Here is an 18,626-nt window from a genome sequence, read left to right as displayed (position 1 = left end):
AGAACCATGGAAACCTTCGAATGCATTAACGTTCAGCAGGCCAGCGAGCATCTGGCGCAGGGGGCGCTGCTGGTCGATATTCGCGATCCGCAGAGCTTTGCGCTTGGCCACGCAGAAAACGCGCAGCACCTCAGCAACAATAACCTCAACGAATTTCTCGCCAGCGCCAGCCGCGAACTGCCGGTACTGGTGATGTGCTATCACGGCAACAGCAGCAAAGGCGCCGCGCAGTATCTGCTGAGCCAGGGCTTCAGCGCCGCCTACAGCATCGATGGCGGTTTTGACGCCTGGCGCGCCGCGTTTCCGGCGCAAGTGGTTAACGGCGGCCTTTGAGCCACGCGCGGTGAACAAGGAGAGTGAAGATGGTGCGCATTACGCAGTTTAATAACCCGCGCATGGCGCAGGCGTTTGTCGACTATATGGCGACGCGCGGCGTCAGGCTGCGAATCGAGCATGACGGTCAGTACGTCATCCTGCTGGACAATGACAGCCAGCTGACAATGGTCGAAAACGAACTTCAGCAGTTTGTTCGTCAGCCTGAACATCCCCGCTACCAGGCCGCCAGCTGGCATACCGGCAATACCAAAAGCGGCCTGCGCTATGAGCGCAGCAACTTCTGGTCAAATATTCGCGAACGTGCCGGTCCGCTGACGATGACTATGCTTTTCGCCTGCGTCGCGGTGTTTATTCTGATGCAGATTTTTGGCGACCAGACCGTGCTGCTGTGGCTGAGCTGGCCGGACGGACCGGGGCAGTATTTTCAGGTGTGGCGCTGGTTCAGCCACGCGCTGCTGCACTTCTCGCTGCTGCATATTCTGTTTAACCTGATGTGGTGGTGGTATCTCGGCGGAGCGGTGGAAAAACGGCTGGGCAGCGGCAAGCTGTTTGTGATTATGCTGATTTCGGCGCTGCTCAGCGGCTTCGTGCAGGCCAAATTTAGCGGTATCTGGTTCGGCGGCCTGTCGGGCGTGGTGTACGCGCTGATGGGCTACTGCTGGCTGCGCGGCGAGCGCGATCCCGAAAGCGGCGTCTATCTGGAACGCGGCCTGATTGGTTTCGCTATTGTCTGGCTGGTTATCGGCTGGTATGGCGCGTTTGGCCTGGCTATCGCCAACGCCGCCCACGTTACCGGCCTGCTGGTCGGCCTGGCGATGGCGTTTGCGGATACCCGTGCGGTACGGCGTCGTTAGCGCCGGATAAGAAAAGAAAACAGGAGAGTAATGTGAAGCAGACGCAACGTCATGACGCCATTATCGATCTGGTCCGGCGTCAGGGATATGTCAGTACCGAAGAGCTGGTGGAGCATTTTGACGTCAGCCCGCAAACTATTCGCCGCGATCTCAACGATCTAGCCGATCAGAATAAAATTCAGCGTCACCACGGCGGCGCGGCGCTGCCTTCCAGCTCTGAAAATACGGCCTGGCAGGAGCGTAAGATGATGTGGTCGGCGGAGAAGGCGCGCATCGCCGAACGCGTCGCCAGCGAAATCCCTGATGGTGCGACGCTGTTTATCGATATTGGCACGACGCCCGAAGCCGTCGCGCATGCGTTGCTCAATCATAAAAATCTGCGCGTCGTGACCAACAATATCAACGTGGCCACGCTGTTGATGAGCAAGCCCGATTTCCGCCTGATTATTGCGGGCGGCGAGGTGCGCACGCGCGACGGCGGTATTATGGGCGAGGCCACCCTCGACTTTATCTCTCAGTTCCGCCTCGATTTCGGCATTCTTGGCATCAGCGGTATTGATATGGACGGTTCGCTGCTGGAGTTCGATTATCACGAAGTTCGCACCAAGCGCGCCATTATTGAAAATTCACGCTGCGTGATGCTGGTGGTTGACCATTCGAAGTTCGGTCGCAACGCGATGGTGAATCTCGGCAATATGGGGCTGATCGACCAGCTCTATACCGATAAGCAGCCGCCTGCCAGCATTATGAAAGTCATTGAGCAGCACGAGGTCCAGCTCGAACTCTGCTGATCGCGCAGCCGTGCCGCGCAAGCGGCACGGCCTGATGGCCTGCTCGCCGCAAGCCGCTCGCTGCCAACAGAGTCGTTCCCCGCGCGCAGCGCGTCGCTCTTTATCCCTGCGTAACGTTTTTCGTTGTTTCCTGTCGATTTTTTCCCCACAGCCGTCTTTACTTAATGCTCGGTTTGCCTGCATCAGGCATTTATCACATCGCCCGTCCACCGTTCTGGATCGCAACGCGAAGGGGAGAGCATGAAAGAGAGCGCACTGGATCGCGCGGCAGTCGCCGCCGGAATTTCCCTGACCTATACCAACGCCAACGGCGAGCCGGAAGCCATCAGCGACGAAACCAAAACGGCGCTGCTCGCGGTCATGAGCGACGCAAAAAAAGAGAAGGGCGCGCCGCTGCCGCCAGTACAGGTGTTTAGCGGCGGCGCAGCGCGGCAGCTCAGTCCAGAGGGGCGCGGTCTCTATCAGTGGCGGCTGCGTAGCGAAAAAGGCCGCGAGTTCAGCGGTGAGCTTCAGGCCGGCGAGCCTTTTACGCTGCCTTCGCCGCTGGGCCACGGCTATCACCAGCTGACGTTAAGCAAGGGCAAACAGCAGTGGCAGACGCGCATTATCCTGACGCCGCGCCGTTGCTGGCTGCCGGAGCCGCTGCGCAACGGCGAGAAGCGCTGGGGCGCGCTGGTGCAGCTTTACACGGTGCGATCCGCCGATAACTGGGGCATCGGCGATTTCGGCGATTTGCAGCAGCTTCTGGAGCAGGTGGCGCGTCAGGGCGGCGACTTCGTCGGGCTGAATCCGCTTCACGCGCTTTATCCCGCGACGCCGGATTTCGCCAGCCCCTACAGTCCGTCATCGCGCCGCTGGCTGAATATCATCTATATCAACGTGGCGCAGCTGGAGGATTTTCAGCACAGCGCGGCGGCGCAGAAATGGTGGAAAAGCGCGAAAACCCAGCGCGCGCTGGCGAAGGCGCGCGACAGCGAATTTGTCGATTACGCCGCGGTCATGGCGCTGAAGCTGGCTGCGCTGCGCCATGCATGGACGCAGTTTAGCCTGCGCGCTGAGGATGACGCGCAGCAGCAGGATTTCGCCCGTTTTGTGCGCGACGGCGGCGACAGTCTGCGCTATCAGGCTGCCTATGACGGCCTACAGGCGGAACGCCGCGCCGAAGATGCCCAGGCCTGGGGCTGGCCGGCGTGGCCGGAAGGCTGGCGCAACAGCCAGACGCCTGAAGTGCAGCAGTGGTGCGACGCGCACAGCGAAGAGATCGCATTCTGGCAGTGGCTCCAGTGGCTGGCGCAGACGCAGTTCGCCCAGTGCTGGGCGCGCAGCCAGGCGTTAAACATGACGGTAGGGCTATATCGCGATCTGGCGGTGGGCGTAGCGGAGGGCAGCGCCGAGACATGGCACGATCCTGAGCTGTACCGTCTGGAGGCATCGGTGGGCGCGCCGCCCGATCGCCTCGGTCCGCTGGGGCAAAACTGGGGGCTGCCGCCGATGGATCCGCATGTGATGCGCGCGCGCGGCTATCAGCCTTTTATCGATATGCTGCGCGCCAATATGCGCGACTGCGGCGCGCTGCGCATCGATCACGTGATGGCGCTGCTGCGTCTGTGGTGGGTGCCGAAAGGTGAAACCGCCGATAAGGGCGCCTATGTCAGCTATCCGGTGCAGGATCTGCTCGGCATTCTGGCGCTGGAGAGCCAGCGTCACCGCTGCATGGTGATTGGCGAAGATCTTGGCACGGTGCCGCCAGAGATTGTCGGCCTGCTGCGCGCCAGCGGAGTCTTCTCCTGGAAAGTGATGTGGTTCGAGCAGCAGCGCGACGGCAGCTATCGTCAACCGAACGACTATCCGCGTCAGTCTATCGCCAGCGCCAGCACGCACGATCTGCCGACCCTTAGCGGCTTCTGGAACGCAGGAGACTTCGCGCTGGGAGAGAAGCTCAAACTCTACCCCAGCAAAGCGGTGTTACAGTCGCTGCATCAACAGCGGGCAAAACAGAAGCAGGCGTTGCTGGACGCGCTGCATCAGGCAGGCGCGATGCCCGCGCGCAGCGCACGCCAGGCCGACAGGCTGGCGATGACGCCCGCTCTTAATCTGGCGATGCATAAATTTCTGGCGGCAACCGGCAGCGCGCTGCTTGGCCTGCAACCGGAAGACTGGATCGGCATGACCACGCCGGTTAACGTGCCGGGCACGGTCGATCAATATCCCAACTGGCGACGTAAGCTGACGCAGCCGCTTGAAATCATCTTTGCGGATAAAACAGTGGTGAAGCTGCTCAAGGCGGTAAGCCAGACGAGAAAAGGGGAGTAGCCGACGGCGCGCGACGATCGCGCGCCGACAGGATTAGTAGTAGGAGTGCTCGCCGCGCTGGTGCTCGGTAAGATCGCGCACGCCTTTCAGGTCCGGGAAGGCCGCCAGCAGCTCTTTTTCGATACCGTCTTTCAGGGTGACGTCGATCATGGAGCAGCCGTTACAGCCGCCGCCGAACTGAAGAATGGCGTAGCCGTCATCGGTGATTTCCATCAGCGACACGCGACCGCCATGACCGGCCAGCTGAGGGTTAATCTGCGCCTGCAACAGATACTCGACGCGCTCTACCAGCGGGGCGTCGTCAGACACTTTACGCATTTTGGCGTTTGGCGCTTTCAGCGTCAGCTGAGAACCAAGGTTATCGGTGACAAAATCGATCTCGGCGTCTTCAAGGTAAGGCGCGCTCAACTCGTCAACATAGGCCGAAAGCTTCTCAAACTTCAGCTCGGTGTCGGTGGCTTCAACCGCATCCGGCGGGCAGTAGGAGACGCCGCACTCGGCGGTTGGCGTGCCCGGATTAATGACAAATACGCGGATCTGGGTGCCATCTTCCTGTTTTGACAGCAGTTTTGCAAAGTGCTCCTGGGCAGAGTCTGTAATTCGGATCATGGCAATTGCTCAATAGTTGACTAATTTAGTTGGTTATAATACGCCCATCACCGACGCTCTACAAGGTACGGCACAGGCACCAGATTTGTACGCTGGCCGCCCCCTGCGCCAGAAAAATGCGGCTGATTTCTCCCACGGTGCTTCCTGTGGTCACCACATCGTCAATCAGGGCGATATGGCGTCCGCGCACGGCGATTTCAAGGCGGAAAGCGCCGCGCACGCTGCGACGACGCTGCGAGGCGTCGAGCCGGTGCTGCGGCGTGGCGTGCCGGCTGCGGCGTACCCCATCAGGGCCGTCACAGCCGAGCCAGCGCGCCAGCGGCTGCGCCAGCAGCGCAGCCTGATTGTAGCCGCGCTGGCAGGCCCGAATTTTATGCAGCGGCACGCTCAGCAGTAAATCTGGCCGCACCAGTCCGCGCGTGCGGCGCGCATCCAGCCAGCTTAACAAAAGCAGGCGCGCCAGCATCACCCTGAGTGCGGTTATGCGGTAAAACTTTAGCTGATGCACCCAGCGGCGCAGCGGGGGATGGTAGCCGCTGACGCAGACCAGCGCCTGCCAGCGCGGCGGCGCGCCCAGACAACGGCCGCAGGCCACTTCGGCGGAGCCAGCGGGCAAACCGCAACGCGGACAGAGAACGGGCAGCGGCGGCAGGGCGCGCAGGCAGACGCTGCATAATCCATGCGCCGCTATCCGTAGCGGCAGTCGGCATAGCCAACAGAGGGCGGGCATTGGTAGCATAGCGGCCTCCTTTTCGTCTTACGGAATAGTAACTGATGACCTCGCTTTACTGGCACACCTGCGGAGAAGGCAATATTGATCTTGTGCTGCTGCACGGATGGGGACTGAATGCCGAAGTGTGGCAAAGCATCGTGCCGCGGCTCAGCCCGCATTTTCGCCTGCATCTGATCGATCTGCCGGGCTATGGCCGCAGCCAGCAGGCGGGCGCGCGCTCCCTGGCGCAGATGGCGCAACAGCTGCTGCCGCATCTGCCGCCGCGCGCGCTGCTGCTGGGCTGGTCCCTCGGCGGACTGGTGGCGACCGAACTGGCGCTGCGCGCGCCGCAGCAGATTGCCGGACTGATTAGCGTCGCCTCATCCCCCTGTTTTACCGCCAGCGAAAACTGGCCGGGCATTAAACCGGATACCTTAGAGACCTTTCGGGCGCAGCTTAACAGCGATTTTCAGCGCACTGTCGAGCGGTTTCTTGCGCTGCAAACCCTGGGCACCGACAGCGCGCGGCAGGATGCGCGTCGCTTAAAAGAGGTGGTGCTGGCGCAGCCGATGCCGCCGGTTGAGGTGCTGGATGGCGGGCTGGCGATCCTGCGCGACGTCGATCTGCGCGATCGGCTGCCGCAGCTCGCGCTGCCGTTTTTACGCCTTTACGGCGCGCTGGATGGTCTGGTGCCGCGCCGTATTGCGGCACAGCTTGACGACGCGCTGCCCGCTTCGTCTTCCATCATCATGGAGAAAGCCGCCCACGCGCCTTTTATTTCTCATCCCGACGCGTTCTGCCAGCATATTCTTGATTTCAGTCAGGAGTTTCGGCGTTAAAGCGGGCGCGAGGCTGGCAAATTTCTTAATAGCGACAATACTTTTCAGGTAAGCATAGCCGCTTAATGATGCGAATTGTCCAGGGAGAGGATAATGATGTTCCATCTCGCCTGACGTGTTCAGCGTCTGCTTACATCTCACATAACGGACATAAATGAGGGGTAGTGTATGAAGGTGATGAAATGGGTTGTCGCTTCAATGGTTATGGGCGCGGTGTCGTTTTCAGCGTTTGCGGCCAAAGAAGTCACCAGAGAAGAAGTCAAGAAAATGAATCTTGAGAAAATTGGTACGGTGAACACCACGGCGGAAACCACCTCGCCAATGGATGCCAAACGCGAGCTGTCAAAGCTGGCTGATGAAAAAGGCGGCAAATATTTCCTGGTGATCGCTGGCCGTGAACACGGCAAATTCAGCGCCACTGCGGATGTCTACAAGTAATCAGCTGCGCAACCAGACAAACTGCCAGGCATCCAGCGACAGTGGCTGGGTGCCATCAATATACTCCCCTGTAATCACTTCCTGAAAACGTCGCGCTTCCGGCAGCGTGGTGGTCACCGTTTTGCCGCTCAGGTTAAACACGCAGAGCAGGCCGCTCTCTTCCTCTTCCGGGCGATGGCGTTTTAGCATCAGCAGCGCGTTATCGCAGTCATAAAGCCGCATCGGATTATCCGGGTGAAAGGCGGGCTGGCGCGTGCGTAGCTGAATCAGCTGGCTGAGGCGGGTATAAATGGCGTGGCGCAGCCCACTGCTGTCTGCCAACGCCGCTTCAATCTCTTTTAAACTAAATTTTTGCCGGTTAATCGCACGGTTGTGTCCGGCGGCTTTGACGCCGTCGTAGTCGTTGCGCGAGCCGAGAATGCTCTGGATATAGATAGCCGGCACGCCGGGAAAAGCCAGCAGAATGGCGTGCGCCAGCAGAAAGCGGCGCAGGCGCGTATCGTCGCTGTCGTCCTGACGATTAAGCGCGTCGAGGTATGTGACGTTGATTTCATAAGGGCTGGTGGTGCCGTCGGGGTTGTTTTTATAGGAAACCAGCGCGCCCTCCAGCGCCAGATCGCGCACCAGCGCCACGATCTCCACCTCTGACAGAATGCCGCGCGCCGGATTCAGCCCGATGCCGTCATGCGAGGCGAGAAAGTTAAAGAATGTCGTGCCGCCGTTGCCGTGCTCAAGCGCGCCAGCCCACTGGCGCAGCGCGCGTCCCGAACCGGAATGGATGGCGTGCAGCACCAGCGGCGGCAGTGAAAACTGATACACCATCTGCGCTTCGTCGTGCCCGTTGCCGAAATAGCTGATGTTGTCTTTATGCGGCACGTTGGTTTCCGTAATGATCACCGTGCCGGGTGCGACCATATCGGCAATGGCGCGAAACAGCTTCACCAGCAGATGCGTTTTTTCCAGATGAATACAGCGTGTGCCGGGCGTTTTCCACATATAGCCCACGGCGTCGAGGCGTATATAGTCAGCGCCTTTTTGCAGGTAGTCGAGCAGGACATCGACCATGCGGATCAGCACCTCAGGATTACCAAAGTTGAGGTCGATCTGATCGGCGCTGAAGGTGGTCCAGATAAAGCGCATCTCGCCGTTCGCCATTTCAAACGGCGTCAGCAGCGGCGAGGTGCGCGGCCGCGTCACGCCGCTTAGATCGGTGGCGGGCGGCATACTGATAAAGAAGTCGTCCCAGCCGGGATCGAGCGCCAGAAAGTGCTGAAACCAGGCGCTGTGCGAAGACATATGGTTGCAGACAAAATCGAACATCAGGCGCGTTTCCTGATGCAGCCGGGCGACATCGGACCATTCGCCGCACAGCGGATTGACCTGATGGTAGTCAATCACCGAAAAGCCGTCATCAGACGAGTAGGGGAAAAAGGGCAGCAGATGCACCAGCGGAAAGGTGGATTGCAGGTGCTGCTGATAGAAACGGGAAAAGCTTTGCAGCGTGGGGACAGCGGGTTCGCGAAACTGATCGGCATAGGTGATCAGCACCACGTCCTGCTCGTCCCAGTGCGCTTTACGCGGCAGCTTAACGGCGTCGCGCGCGGCAATAATACGGCTCAGCAGGCGCTCGCGCGCTATCTGAGGAAAGGTATCGGCATAGATTTTGTCGAGCAGCGCTGTGATCGTTTCCATCGCGAATTGGGTGCCACGTCCCGGGTTGTTTTTTATGCAGGCGTGCTTTCAGCGTAGCGTTCAGGAGGGGATTTTCAACTTTACAGAGGAGGTTACGCGCGCCCGATCCCTAATAAATCGGGCGCGCGCAGGGTTTAGCGTTTTTTGCCGAAGGCCGCCGCCAGCGCATCGCCCATGGCGCTGTTGCCAGCGGGCTGACTGGCCGGGCGCGGGCGCGACTTCGCACCGCCAGCCGGACGGGCGACGGCGTCGCGCGGCGCGCTGCGACCGTTGCCGCGCGCATTGCTGTCGCCAGGTTGTTCATCCAGGCGCATGGTCAACGCGATACGCTTGCGTGGCAGATCAACGTCCAGCACTTTTACCTTCACGATATCACCGGCTTTCACCACCTGGTGCGGATCTTCTACAAACTTGTCTGACAGCGAAGAGATATGTACCAGCCCGTCCTGGTGGACGCCAATATCAACGAACGCGCCAAAATTGGTGACGTTGGTGACCGCGCCTTCCAGCACCATGCCCGGCAGCAGATCGTTCATGGTCTCTACGCCTTCGGCGAACTGCGCCGTTTTAAACTCAGGGCGCGGATCGCGTCCCGGTTTTTCCAGCTCTTTGATAATGTCGGTCACGGTCGGCAGACCAAAACGCTCGTCGGTAAAATCGACCGCTTTCACGCTGCGCAGGCTGGAGGGATTGCCCATCAGATCGCTCAGCGCCTGCTCGGTAGCGGCCAGGATGCGCTCGACCACCGGATAGGCCTCCGGGTGCACCGTTGACGCATCGAGCGGGTTGTCGCCGTGGTTGATGCGCAGGAAGCCCGCGCACTGTTCAAAGGCTTTCGGGCCGAGGCGGCTGACTTTCAGCAGCTGCTGGCGGTTATTAAAGCGGCCGTTTTCATCGCGCCAGCTGACAATATTTTGCGCCATCATGCGCGTCAGCCCGGCCACGCGGGTCAGCAGCGGGACGGAGGCGGTATTGAGATCGACGCCAACGGCGTTTACGCAGTCTTCTACCACCGCATCCAGTTTCTTCGCCAGCTGGCTCTGGCTGACGTCATGCTGATACTGGCCCACGCCGATAGATTTCGGATCGATTTTCACCAGCTCCGCCAGCGGATCCTGCAAACGACGCGCAATCGAGACCGCGCCGCGCAGCGAAACGTCGAGATTCGGGAACTCCTGCGCCGCCAGCTCAGAGGCGGAGTAAACCGATGCGCCGGCTTCGCTGACGATCACCTTCTGCGCCGTGATCTGCGGATACTGTTTTTGCACGTCGAGGAAGAAGCGTTCAGTCTCGCGCGAGGCCGTGCCGTTGCCTATCGCCACCAGCTCGACCTGATGTTTCGCACACAGCGCGGCGACCACGGTGGCGGCTTTTGCCGCCTGGCCGGTGTGCGGATAGATGGTGTCGGTCGCCACCAGCTTGCCGGTAGCGTCCACCACGGCGACCTTCACGCCGGTGCGCAGGCCAGGATCGAGACCCATGGTGGCGCGCATCCCTGCCGGGGCGGCCATCAGCAGGTCATGCAGATTGCGGGCGAAAACGTTGATGGCTTCGTCTTCGGCACGTTCGCGCACGGTGCCCATCAGCTCGGTTTCAAGATGCAGCATCACTTTGATGCGCCAGGTCCAGCTCACCACCGCCTTGCGCCAGCTGTCGGCAGGGGCGCCGTTCAGACGCAGATTAAGGTGCTCGGCGATCAGCGTTTCGCCGTAGCTTTCGCGCGGCGGCTCGTCGAATTGCGGATCGGCATTCAGCGACAGCTGCAACACGCCTTCATTGCGGCCGCGCAGCATCGCCAGCGCGCGATGCGAGGGGACAGTGTTGAGCGCTTCGTGATGATCGAAGTAGTCGCGGAATTTAGCGCCTTCCTGCTCTTTTCCTTCAACGACGCGCGAGACCAGATGCGCGTTTTTCCACAGATAGTCACGCACCTTCGCCAGCAGCGCGGCGTCTTCGGCAAAGCGCTCCATCAGGATATAGCGCGCGCCGTCCAGCGCGGCGCGCACGTCGGCCACGCCTTTGTCGGCATCGACATAGCGGGCGGCCAGCTGTTCGGGATCCTGCGACGCATCCTGCCACAGCGTATCGGCCAGCGGCTCCAGGCCCGCTTCAATCGCGATCTGACCACGGGTGCGGCGCTTAGGTTTATAGGGCAGGTAGAGGTCTTCAAGTTCGGTTTTGCTGAGGGTGCCGTTAATGGCGCTGGCGAGTTCGCCGGTAAGTTTGCCCTGCTCGTCAATAGACTTCAGAATCGACTGGCGACGCTCTTCCAGTTCGCGCAAATAGCCGAGACGCGTCTCCAGCTGGCGCAGCTGGGTGTCGTCCAGACCGCCGGTTACCTCTTTACGATAGCGTGCGATAAATGGCACGGTGTTCCCTTCGTCCAGCAGACGCACGGCAGCTTCAACTTGCTCCGCACGCGCCTGTAGCTCACTGGCAATAATGTGGCTGAGATCTTTCATCATCGATTCTGTCTTGCTTACAGGGTTAAAAAACAGGGGACAGTTATACGGATTGAAAGGTGAAATTGCCAGCGATGGGGACGGCTTTCAGCGATATTCTGAATCAGGCGTCCGGATAGGAAATCTCGTTGACGTACCAGAGTGCCGGACCCGCCGGAGTCTCGACGGTGGCGGCATCGCCCACCTCTTTTTTCAGCAGCGCGCGCGCCATCGGCGAGTCGATAGAGATGTAATCTTTGCGGCCAAAGATCTCGTCATAACCCACAATGCGAAAACGTTTTATTTCGCCGTCGTCATTCTCCACTTCCACCCAGGCGCCGAAGAACACCTTGCCATCCTGCTGCGGCGAATAGTCAACGATGCGCAGCGACTCCAGGCTTTTTGTCAGATAGCGTACGCGGCGATCGATTTCGCGCAGGCGTTTTTTGTTGTACTGGTAGTCGGCGTTTTCGCTGCGATCGCCGAGACTGGCGGCCCAGGTCACTTTTTTCGTGACTTCGGGACGCTCTTCGCGCCAGAGAGTGTCAAGCTCGGCTTTCAGCTTATTGAAGCCTTCACGGGTGATCAGTCGGGTTTTCATGCGTATCGACTCAGACGGGTAAAAGCAGGCAGTGTAAAGCAAAGCAGGCGCAGCAAAAAAGAGTCGGGGAACAGGTTTTCAACGTTGAAAACCCTGTACAGCATTCCCCGGTGGCGAAATGGGCAGGACAAAAATAAAGAGAAAGAGAAGAGCGGCGTTATTTTCCCGCTACGGTAGCGGTGGTGGTCGACGATGAGGTGCCTTTATCGCCGCCGCCGGCGGTGGCAAGCGCGATGCCGAGCAGAGCGGCCACGGCGCCTACGCCAATAGCGTTAGAGTTACCCTGCGCGGTGCTTGCAGCCTGCGCGCCAGCGGCTTCGCCGGTGGCGGTCGCCGCCCAGGTCGGGTTCAGACTCAGGGTGGCCAGCGCACCCAGCACTAACAACGTTTTTTTCATTATTGCTATCCCGGTAGTGAAGCGTGTGCAAGCAGTGTGGTGTAATAATCCGTAGTGGAAAAGGTAGGTTTACTTATTGATTTAAAGCGTTTTATTTTAGATTGGCCTGAAAAAGACTAAATATGGCGCTAATCCTGGAGAAGTCGGCGGTAAGAGGCGTTATGGCTGATATTTTATGCTGGCGTCTGCTTAAGCCGCTCTCGTTCAGCACGCAAGCGTGGGGTCAGTCACGCACGCGCTTAACTCAAATTACGGGTTAACTGGTTGATCTGATTATGTGATTAATAGCTGGCCGGATTTTGAGGCCGCGCGTAGCGAGAAAATCCCTCAGACTTTCAGATTTGCCGTAACGGAGATTATCAGGCTAACAGCGTGATTTTATGGTTAACGCAGCGATAAAATTAAAGATAACCTCCTGTTTAATATGCTTTGTAACAATTTCGGCTAGAATATAAACCATTAATGACTGTCACAGGCAGGCAACTTTTTTTAACAATATCGGCTCAGGCAATCGCGCCTTTGGGAGTAGAAAATGCAAGAGAACTACAAAATTCTGGTCGTTGATGATGATATGCGTTTGCGTGCGCTGCTGGAACGCTATCTCACCGAGCAGGGCTTTCAGGTGCGCAGCGTCGCCAACGCCGAACAGATGGACCGTCTGCTGACCCGTGAATCTTTTCATCTGATGGTGCTGGATCTGATGCTGCCAGGCGAAGACGGCCTGTCTATCTGCCGTCGTCTGCGCAGCCAGAGCAACCCGATGCCGATCATTATGGTGACGGCGAAAGGGGAAGAGGTCGATCGCATCGTCGGGCTGGAGATTGGGGCCGATGACTATATTCCCAAACCCTTCAACCCGCGCGAGCTGCTGGCGCGCATTCGCGCGGTGCTGCGTCGTCAGGCCAATGAGCTGCCGGGCGCGCCATCGCAGGAAGAGGCCGTTATCGCCTTCGGCAAGTTCAAGCTGAATCTCGGCACGCGCGAAATGTTCCGCGAAGATGAGCCGATGCCGCTGACCAGCGGCGAGTTTGCGGTGCTGAAAGCGCTGGTGAGCCATCCGCGCGAGCCGCTGTCGCGCGACAAGCTGATGAACCTGGCTCGCGGCCGCGAATACAGCGCGATGGAGCGCTCTATCGACGTACAGATCTCGCGCCTGCGTCGCATGGTGGAAGAAGATCCTGCGCACCCGCGCTACATCCAGACGGTCTGGGGTTTAGGCTACGTCTTCGTTCCGGACGGTTCTAAAGCATGAGGCGACTGCGCTTCTCGCCTCGCAGTTCGTTCGCTCGCACCCTGCTGTTGATCGTTACCCTGCTGTTTGTCAGCCTGGTAACGACCTATCTGGTGGTGCTCAACTTCGCCATACTTCCCAGCCTGCAACAGTTTAATAAGGTGCTGGCGTATGAAGTGCGAATGTTGATGACCGACCGTCTACAGCTGGAGGACGGCACGCAGCTTGAAGTGCCGCCCGCGTTCCGCCGCGAGATCTATCGTGAGCTGGGGATTTCGCTGTACACCAACGCGGCGGCCGAAGAGAGCGGGTTGCGCTGGGCGCAGCACTATGAATTTCTCAGTGAGCAGATGGGGCAGCAGCTTGGCGGTCCCACCGACGTGCGCGTTGAGGTCAATAAGAACTCGCCGGTGGTCTGGCTAAAGACCTGGCTGTCGCCTGACATCTGGGTGCGCGTGCCGCTGACTGAGATCCATCAGGGCGACTTTTCCCCGCTGTTCCGCTACACGCTGGCGATTATGCTGCTGGCGATAGGCGGAGCCTGGCTGTTTATCCGCATTCAGAACCGCCCGCTGGTGGATCTGGAACATGCCGCGCTACAGGTCGGTAAAGGCATTATTCCGCCGCCGCTGCGCGAATACGGCGCATCGGAAGTGCGTTCGGTGACGCGCGCCTTTAACCAGATGGCGTCGGGCGTTAAACAGCTGGCGGATGACCGTACGCTGCTGATGGCGGGCGTCAGCCACGATCTGCGCACGCCGCTGACCCGTATCCGCCTCGCGACAGAGATGATGGCCGAAGAGGATGGCTATCTTGCCGAGTCGATCAACAAAGACATCGAAGAGTGCAATGCCATCATCGAGCAGTTTATCGACTACCTGCGCACCGGACAGGAGATCCAGACTGAACGCGCCGATATCAACAGCGTGCTGGGCGAGGTGGTCGCGGCTGAAAGCGGTTACGAACGCGAGATCGAGAACGCCGTGATGCCGGAAGAGCTGATACTGAATATCAATCCGCTGTCGATCAAGCGCGCCGTGGCGAACCTGGTGGTCAACGCCGCGCGCTATGGCAATGGCTGGATCAAGGTAAGCAGCGGCCGCGAACTGCATCGCGCCTGGTTCCAGGTAGAGGATGACGGTCCGGGTATTAAACCGGATCAGCTGACGCATCTGCTACAGCCCTTTGTGCGCGGCGACAGCGCGCGCAGCACCAGCGGCACCGGCCTTGGACTGGCGATCGTACAGCGCATTATCGATGCGCATCAGGGTTCGCTGGAGATTGGCGAAAGCGAGCGCGGCGGGTTACGTATTCGCGCATGGCTGCCGCTGGCTGAGCAGTCGGCTTCTGTCGGCGTCGCGCAAAGCTAGGCCAGGGGGCGCGGCGTCCGCCGCGCCCTGAGGGTTACAGCACAGGACCAGCTTTCACCAGCGCGGCGCCCGCCGCGTTATCGGTGTACTTCTCGAAGTTAGTGATAAAGCGCTGCGCCAGATCGCGCGCGGCCTCCTGCCACTTCTCTTCGCTTTCCCAGCTGCGACGCGGATCGAGCGTGGCGGCGTCAAGCTGACCCAGGGCTGTCGGCACCTGCAGGTTGAAGACGGGCAGCGTTTCTGTCTCCGCCTCGTCCAGCTCGCCGGCCAGAATCGCGTTAATGATCGCGCGCGTATCCTTCAGCGAAATACGTTTGCCGCTGCCGTTCCAGCCGGTATTCACCAGGTACGCCTGCGCGCCCGCCGCCTGCATCCGCTTCACCAGCACTTCCGCATACTGCGTCGGATGCAGCGTCAGGAAGGCGGCGCCGAAGCAGGCGGAGAAGGTGGGCGTCGGCGCAGTGACGCCGCGCTCGGTGCCTGCCAGCTTGGCGGTAAAGCCGGAGAGAAAGTGATACTGCGTCTGTGCCGGCGTCAGGCGCGACACTGGCGGCAGCACGCCGAAGGCATCGGCGGTGAGGAAGATAACTTTCTTCGCGTGGCCCGCTTTCGAGACCGGACGGACAATATTGTCGATATGATCGATAGGGTAGGAGACGCGGGTGTTCTCTGTTTTGCTGTCGTCATCATAGTCAACGCTGCCGTCTTCACGCACCACTACGTTTTCCAGCAGCGCATTGCGGCGGATGGCGCGATAGATTTCCGGTTCAGCCTTTTCAGAGAGCCTGATGGTTTTGGCGTAGCAGCCGCCTTCGAAATTAAATACGCCGTCGTCGTCCCAGCCGTGCTCGTCGTCGCCAATCAGCTGGCGTTCCGGATCGGTGGAAAGCGTGGTTTTGCCGGTGCCGGACAGGCCGAAGAACACCGCAACGTCGCCCGCTTTGCCGACGTTGGCCGAGCAGTGCATTGAGGCGATGCCGCGCAGCGGCAGCAGGTAGTTCATCACGGCGAACAGCCCTTTCTTCATCTCGCCGCCGTACCAGGTGCCGCCGATCAGCTGCATCCCTTCGGTCAGGTTAAACGCCACAAAGTTTTCCGAATGCAGCCCCTGCGACTGCCAGTCAGGGTTGGTGCATTTCGCGCCGTTCAGCACCACAAAGTCAGGTCTAAATTCAGCCAGTTCGCTTTCGGTCGGCTGGATAAACATGTTTTTGACGAAGTGCGCCTGCCAGGCCACTTCGGTGACGAAGCGCACGCTCAGGCGCGAGTCGGCGTTCGCGCCGCAGAAGGCGTCGACCACAAACAGACGTTTGCCGGAGAGTTGTTGCGTGACGCGGCTTTTCAGCTGCTGCCAGATCTCCGGCGACAGCGGCTGGTTATCATTTTTACCGGTTCCGCGATCGTTCCACCACAGCGTATCGCGCGTGGTGTCATCGCGAACAATGTATTTATCCTTAGGCGAGCGGCCGGTAAAAATACCGGTATCGACCGCTACTGCGCCGCTTTGCGTCAGAGTGCCGCGCGCATAACCTTCCAGCTCAGGGCGGAGTTCTTCGGTAAACAGCGTATCGAAATCGGGATTGTGGACCACCTCGGTGGCGCCCTCGATGCCCAAAGCGGCAAGATCTTGCGGGGTCAGGCCAGTAACGCGCATGTGACTGCTCCTTAAATCGTTTTGGTACTGCACAGGCGAATAGTTATAGGTATCGCACAAAAACTGCCGCCCTTTGCCAGGCGGATGCACGATCGCGCGCAGTGTACTCTTCTCAGCCTGCAGGAAAAGCGTTGTCCTTCAGAAATGCGAACCAGGGCGCGTTAAGCGGCAAAAACTTCTGCTTTTGAAAGTAAAGTTAATAAGGAGAGATTATTTTACTTGAGAAATTAAGGGGATATGGAAGAAAGAAATGGGCGGCAAAGCCGCCCAGAGATAAATCAGTGAATGCTTTCGCTGCTTTCGCCGTCAGCGCCGCCTTTACGGATTGCCGCAATATCGACGGCGTCATACACATAGTGCGTGCCGCAGTAGTCGCAGTGCATATCGACCTGACCATCCTCTTCAACAATTTCGTCTACTTCATGCTGAGGAAGCGTCTTCAGCACTTCGCCGCAGCGCTCGCGCGAGCAGGTGCATTTAAAGCTCACCGGCTGCGGATCGAACACCGTGGCCTCTTCCTGATGGTAGAGGCGCCACAGCACATCGGTCGCCGGCAGGTCGATCAGCTCTTCGGTTTTAACGGTTTCCGTCAGCGTCGCCAGATGGTTGAAGTCTTCCGTCTCGGTATCCTGCGCGGGCAGAACCTGCAACAGGATGCCCGCCGCGCCTTTCTCATTAGTGCGAATAAACAGGCGGGTCGGCAGCTGTTCGGAACGCATAAAGTAGTCTTCCAGACAGGCGGCGAGGGTGTCGCCTTCCAGACCCACTACGCCCTGATAGCGCTCGCCTTTCTCCGGCGAAATGGTGATCGCCAGATAGCCGGTGCCCACCATGCTTTTCAGCGTGCTGTCCGCCGGAATATCGCCTTTTACGCGCGCCACGCCGCGCAGTTCCTGACGGTTATTGCCGTTGATGACCGCCAGCGACAGCGGGCCGTCGCCCTGTAGCTGTACAGTGATGTCGCCGTCGAATTTCAGGGTCGCGGTCAGCAGACTGGTCGCGACCAGCAATTCGCCCAGCAGCGTCTGCACCGGTGCCGGATAGTCATGGTTCTTGATAATTTCCTGCCAGGTGTGGCTGACATTCACCAGCTCGCCGCGCACGGCCACATTCTCAAACAGGTAACGATGCAGTTGATCTTGTACAGACATAACATTTCTCTCGTTGGGGCGACGTTTATTCATCGCCCGATAATTTAAATTTCAGCAGATCGCGGCGCTCTTTTTTATCGGGGCGGCGATCGGGATGCGGCATGGTGAGCGCGTTCATCTTGCGCGCCAGCGCCGTTTTTTCCCGCTTTTCAATGCTGGCGGCCGTTTCGCTGTAGAGCTGCTGCGCCACCTCGGCCGGGCCGCGCTTATCGCTCAGCCCGGTCACGATCACGGTGCGTTCGTCGTTGCCCTGGCGCAGCGTCAGCTCCGCGTCCAGCTCCACCAGCTTGCTCGGCTTGCTGCGCTGGCCGTTGTAGTGCACTTTGCCGCCTTCGATCATCTCACGCGCCAGCGAGCGCGTTTTATAGAAGCGCGCCGCCCACAGCCATTTGTCGAGGCGTACGCCTTCGCTGCTTTTCTCTTTCATTGCTACTCCCGTTTACGCCAGCGCGCTGCACAGGGTGCGAAAATCGCGGACCGCCGCGTGACGCTGGAAGACCTGATCGGGACGCCCGGAGTCGGGGTTGCTGACGCCTAAACACCAGCCGATGCCCCAGCTTTTTGCGGCGTCGAGAATGGTCTCGTTGTCATCAATAAACAGCGTTTGCGGACGATGAAATCCGGTGTGCTGTTCCACCGCCTGCCACAAGCGCGGGTCCTCTTTCGGATACCCAAAGGTATGGGTGGAAAGTAATAAATCAAGGTGCGGCGCGAGGCCCGTCTGCGCCAGTTTGATGTCCAGATTGTACGGATGGGCATTGGTCAGCAGAATGGTGCGTTTACCTGCCCGACGCAGCGCCTGCAAAAACGGCACGGTATCTTCACGCATCGCCGCCAGGCTACGTTTGGCATAGGTCATGGCGCGAATATCCAGCGCCAGTTCGGTTGCCCAGTAGTCCAGACAATACCAGTTTAGCGTATGCGCCGCGGCCTGATACTTTTCGGCGATGAGCGACTCCGCTTCCGCCAGTGTAATGCCGCGCGTTTCGCTCAGCGTTAGCGGCACATGCTCCAGCCAGAAATGGCGATCGAAGGCCAGGTCCAGCAGGGTGCCGTCCATATCCAGCAGTACGGTATCAATTTGCGACCAGTTCAGCGTCATCAGGCAGGTTCCCCGGTAAAAGAGGGCGACAGGGTAGCATAAATCAGAGGGGGAAAGCGTGAGGGCGCTGCGGGCGACGGATTGCAGCGCCGATC

At 59.3% G+C, this 18,626-nt stretch carries 18 protein-coding genes; 8 read left to right on the top strand and 10 right to left on the bottom strand.

Annotated features, from left to right (window positions below; translation table 11 throughout):
- Nucleotides 1–6: 6 nt before the first annotated feature.
- From glpE to malQ, 4 genes are all read left to right on the top strand, one after another.
- Entirely contained in the window at nucleotides 7–333 is a 327-nt protein-coding gene (glpE, locus tag BBB56_RS09105; RefSeq protein WP_123800640.1) for a thiosulfate sulfurtransferase GlpE, read from the top strand.
- 29 nt (nucleotides 334–362) lie between these two features.
- Nucleotides 363–1,190, top strand: a complete 828-nt coding sequence (gene glpG / locus BBB56_RS09100) for a rhomboid family intramembrane serine protease GlpG (protein WP_505541173.1) — start codon at nucleotides 363–365, stop codon at nucleotides 1,188–1,190.
- A 32-nt stretch (nucleotides 1,191–1,222) separates the two neighbouring features.
- Entirely contained in the window at nucleotides 1,223–1,981 is a 759-nt protein-coding gene (locus BBB56_RS09095) for a DeoR/GlpR family transcriptional regulator (protein ID WP_123800639.1), read from the top strand.
- Between the two features lie 240 nt (nucleotides 1,982–2,221).
- Nucleotides 2,222–4,294 carry a 4-alpha-glucanotransferase gene (malQ, locus tag BBB56_RS09090; protein ID WP_123800638.1) on the top strand — a complete coding sequence of 691 codons (2,073 nt, stop codon included), beginning with the start codon at nucleotides 2,222–2,224 and terminating at the stop codon, nucleotides 4,292–4,294.
- Between the two features lie 33 nt (nucleotides 4,295–4,327).
- On the opposite strand, the gene nfuA is transcribed toward malQ, so the two are convergent.
- A complete protein-coding gene (nfuA, locus tag BBB56_RS09085) occupies nucleotides 4,328–4,903 on the bottom strand; it encodes a Fe-S biogenesis protein NfuA (RefSeq protein WP_123800637.1) in 576 nt (191 codons plus the stop codon).
- A 58-nt stretch (nucleotides 4,904–4,961) separates the two neighbouring features.
- Nucleotides 4,962–5,642: a DNA utilization protein GntX gene (gene gntX, locus BBB56_RS09080; RefSeq protein ID WP_123800636.1), complete on the bottom strand. Its 681-nt coding sequence runs from the start codon at nucleotides 5,640–5,642 to the stop codon at nucleotides 4,962–4,964.
- A 35-nt stretch (nucleotides 5,643–5,677) separates the two neighbouring features.
- Here gntX and bioH point away from each other — a divergent pair, with 35 nt between their 5' ends.
- Nucleotides 5,678–6,454 (top strand): pimeloyl-ACP methyl ester esterase BioH, encoded by a 777-nt coding sequence (gene bioH, locus BBB56_RS09075; RefSeq protein WP_123800635.1) that lies wholly within the window; start codon nucleotides 5,678–5,680, stop codon nucleotides 6,452–6,454.
- Between the two features lie 168 nt (nucleotides 6,455–6,622).
- Nucleotides 6,623–6,892 carry a YdgH/BhsA/McbA family protein gene (locus BBB56_RS09070; protein WP_123800634.1) on the top strand — a complete coding sequence of 90 codons (270 nt, stop codon included), beginning with the start codon at nucleotides 6,623–6,625 and terminating at the stop codon, nucleotides 6,890–6,892.
- On the opposite strand, the gene BBB56_RS09065 is transcribed toward BBB56_RS09070, so the two are convergent.
- The 4 genes from BBB56_RS09065 to yjbE all read right to left on the bottom strand — a co-directional run bounded on the left by BBB56_RS09065 (nucleotide 6,893) and on the right by yjbE (nucleotide 12,023).
- Nucleotides 6,893–8,584 carry an alpha-amylase family glycosyl hydrolase gene (locus BBB56_RS09065; protein ID WP_123800633.1) on the bottom strand — a complete coding sequence of 564 codons (1,692 nt, stop codon included), beginning with the start codon at nucleotides 8,582–8,584 and terminating at the stop codon, nucleotides 6,893–6,895.
- A 134-nt stretch (nucleotides 8,585–8,718) separates the two neighbouring features.
- The gene (locus tag BBB56_RS09060; protein WP_123800632.1) at nucleotides 8,719–11,049 is read right to left on the bottom strand and encodes a Tex family protein; all 2,331 of its coding nucleotides are present in this window, start codon (nucleotides 11,047–11,049) and stop codon (nucleotides 8,719–8,721) included.
- A gap of 100 nt (nucleotides 11,050–11,149) precedes the next feature.
- Nucleotides 11,150–11,626, bottom strand: a complete 477-nt coding sequence (greB, locus tag BBB56_RS09055; protein ID WP_123800631.1) for a transcription elongation factor GreB — start codon at nucleotides 11,624–11,626, stop codon at nucleotides 11,150–11,152.
- Between the two features lie 157 nt (nucleotides 11,627–11,783).
- On the bottom strand, nucleotides 11,784–12,023 hold the full coding sequence (gene yjbE / locus BBB56_RS09050) for an exopolysaccharide production protein YjbE (RefSeq protein ID WP_123800630.1): 240 nt from the start codon (nucleotides 12,021–12,023) through the stop codon (nucleotides 11,784–11,786).
- Nucleotides 12,024–12,555: 532 nt separating this feature from the next.
- On the opposite strand from yjbE, the gene ompR reads away from it, so the two are divergent.
- Together ompR and envZ are read left to right on the top strand one after the other, a co-directional pair.
- Complete coding sequence (ompR, locus tag BBB56_RS09045) at nucleotides 12,556–13,275, top strand: osmolarity response regulator transcription factor OmpR (protein ID WP_001157751.1); 720 nt, start codon at nucleotides 12,556–12,558, stop codon at nucleotides 13,273–13,275.
- A complete protein-coding gene (envZ, locus tag BBB56_RS09040) occupies nucleotides 13,272–14,624 on the top strand; it encodes a two-component system sensor histidine kinase EnvZ (RefSeq protein ID WP_123800629.1) in 1,353 nt (450 codons plus the stop codon). The genes ompR and envZ overlap by 4 nt, the downstream gene beginning before the upstream one ends.
- Before the next feature lie 34 nt (nucleotides 14,625–14,658).
- Here envZ and pckA read toward each other — a convergent pair whose 3' ends face one another.
- From pckA to yrfG, 4 genes are all read right to left on the bottom strand, one after another.
- Nucleotides 14,659–16,278 (bottom strand): phosphoenolpyruvate carboxykinase (ATP), encoded by a 1,620-nt coding sequence (gene pckA / locus BBB56_RS09035; RefSeq protein ID WP_123800628.1) that lies wholly within the window; start codon nucleotides 16,276–16,278, stop codon nucleotides 14,659–14,661.
- A gap of 278 nt (nucleotides 16,279–16,556) precedes the next feature.
- Entirely contained in the window at nucleotides 16,557–17,429 is an 873-nt protein-coding gene (hslO, locus tag BBB56_RS09030) for an Hsp33 family molecular chaperone HslO (RefSeq protein ID WP_123800627.1), read from the bottom strand.
- A 25-nt stretch (nucleotides 17,430–17,454) separates the two neighbouring features.
- Nucleotides 17,455–17,856: a ribosome-associated heat shock protein Hsp15 gene (gene hslR, locus BBB56_RS09025; RefSeq protein ID WP_123800626.1), complete on the bottom strand. Its 402-nt coding sequence runs from the start codon at nucleotides 17,854–17,856 to the stop codon at nucleotides 17,455–17,457.
- 12 nt (nucleotides 17,857–17,868) lie between these two features.
- The gene (gene yrfG, locus BBB56_RS09020; RefSeq protein WP_123800625.1) at nucleotides 17,869–18,531 is read right to left on the bottom strand and encodes a GMP/IMP nucleotidase; all 663 of its coding nucleotides are present in this window, start codon (nucleotides 18,529–18,531) and stop codon (nucleotides 17,869–17,871) included.
- Between the last annotated feature and the right edge of the window lie 95 nt (nucleotides 18,532–18,626).

Origin of the sequence: Candidatus Pantoea deserta (assembly GCF_003813865.1) — a bacterium.
Taxonomy (GTDB): Bacteria; Pseudomonadota; Gammaproteobacteria; order Enterobacterales; family Enterobacteriaceae; genus Pantoea; species Pantoea deserta.
This window is presented reverse-complemented; position numbering and strand designations above follow the sequence as displayed.

Excerpts from the sequence above, each read along its gene's own strand:
- glpE (WP_123800640.1), top strand. The coding sequence starts at position 7 with ATGGAAACCTTCGAATGCATTAACGTTCAGCAGGCCAGCGAGCATCTG.
- glpG (WP_505541173.1), top strand. The coding sequence starts at position 363 with ATGGTGCGCATTACGCAGTTTAATAACCCGCGCATGGCGCAGGCGTTT.
- malQ (WP_123800638.1), top strand. The coding sequence starts at position 2,222 with ATGAAAGAGAGCGCACTGGATCGCGCGGCAGTCGCCGCCGGAATTTCC.
- nfuA (WP_123800637.1), bottom strand. The coding sequence starts at position 4,903 with ATGATCCGAATTACAGACTCTGCCCAGGAGCACTTTGCAAAACTGCTG.
- gntX (WP_123800636.1), bottom strand. The coding sequence starts at position 5,642 with ATGCTACCAATGCCCGCCCTCTGTTGGCTATGCCGACTGCCGCTACGG.
- bioH (WP_123800635.1), top strand. The coding sequence starts at position 5,678 with ATGACCTCGCTTTACTGGCACACCTGCGGAGAAGGCAATATTGATCTT.
- BBB56_RS09070 (WP_123800634.1), top strand. The coding sequence starts at position 6,623 with ATGAAGGTGATGAAATGGGTTGTCGCTTCAATGGTTATGGGCGCGGTG.
- BBB56_RS09065 (WP_123800633.1), bottom strand. The coding sequence starts at position 8,584 with ATGGAAACGATCACAGCGCTGCTCGACAAAATCTATGCCGATACCTTT.
- BBB56_RS09060 (WP_123800632.1), bottom strand. The coding sequence starts at position 11,049 with ATGATGAAAGATCTCAGCCACATTATTGCCAGTGAGCTACAGGCGCGT.
- greB (WP_123800631.1), bottom strand. The coding sequence starts at position 11,626 with ATGAAAACCCGACTGATCACCCGTGAAGGCTTCAATAAGCTGAAAGCC.
- yjbE (WP_123800630.1), bottom strand. The coding sequence starts at position 12,023 with ATGAAAAAAACGTTGTTAGTGCTGGGTGCGCTGGCCACCCTGAGTCTG.
- ompR (WP_001157751.1), top strand. The coding sequence starts at position 12,556 with ATGCAAGAGAACTACAAAATTCTGGTCGTTGATGATGATATGCGTTTG.
- envZ (WP_123800629.1), top strand. The coding sequence starts at position 13,272 with ATGAGGCGACTGCGCTTCTCGCCTCGCAGTTCGTTCGCTCGCACCCTG.
- pckA (WP_123800628.1), bottom strand. The coding sequence starts at position 16,278 with ATGCGCGTTACTGGCCTGACCCCGCAAGATCTTGCCGCTTTGGGCATC.
- hslO (WP_123800627.1), bottom strand. The coding sequence starts at position 17,429 with ATGTCTGTACAAGATCAACTGCATCGTTACCTGTTTGAGAATGTGGCC.
- hslR (WP_123800626.1), bottom strand. The coding sequence starts at position 17,856 with ATGAAAGAGAAAAGCAGCGAAGGCGTACGCCTCGACAAATGGCTGTGG.
- yrfG (WP_123800625.1), bottom strand. The coding sequence starts at position 18,531 with ATGACGCTGAACTGGTCGCAAATTGATACCGTACTGCTGGATATGGAC.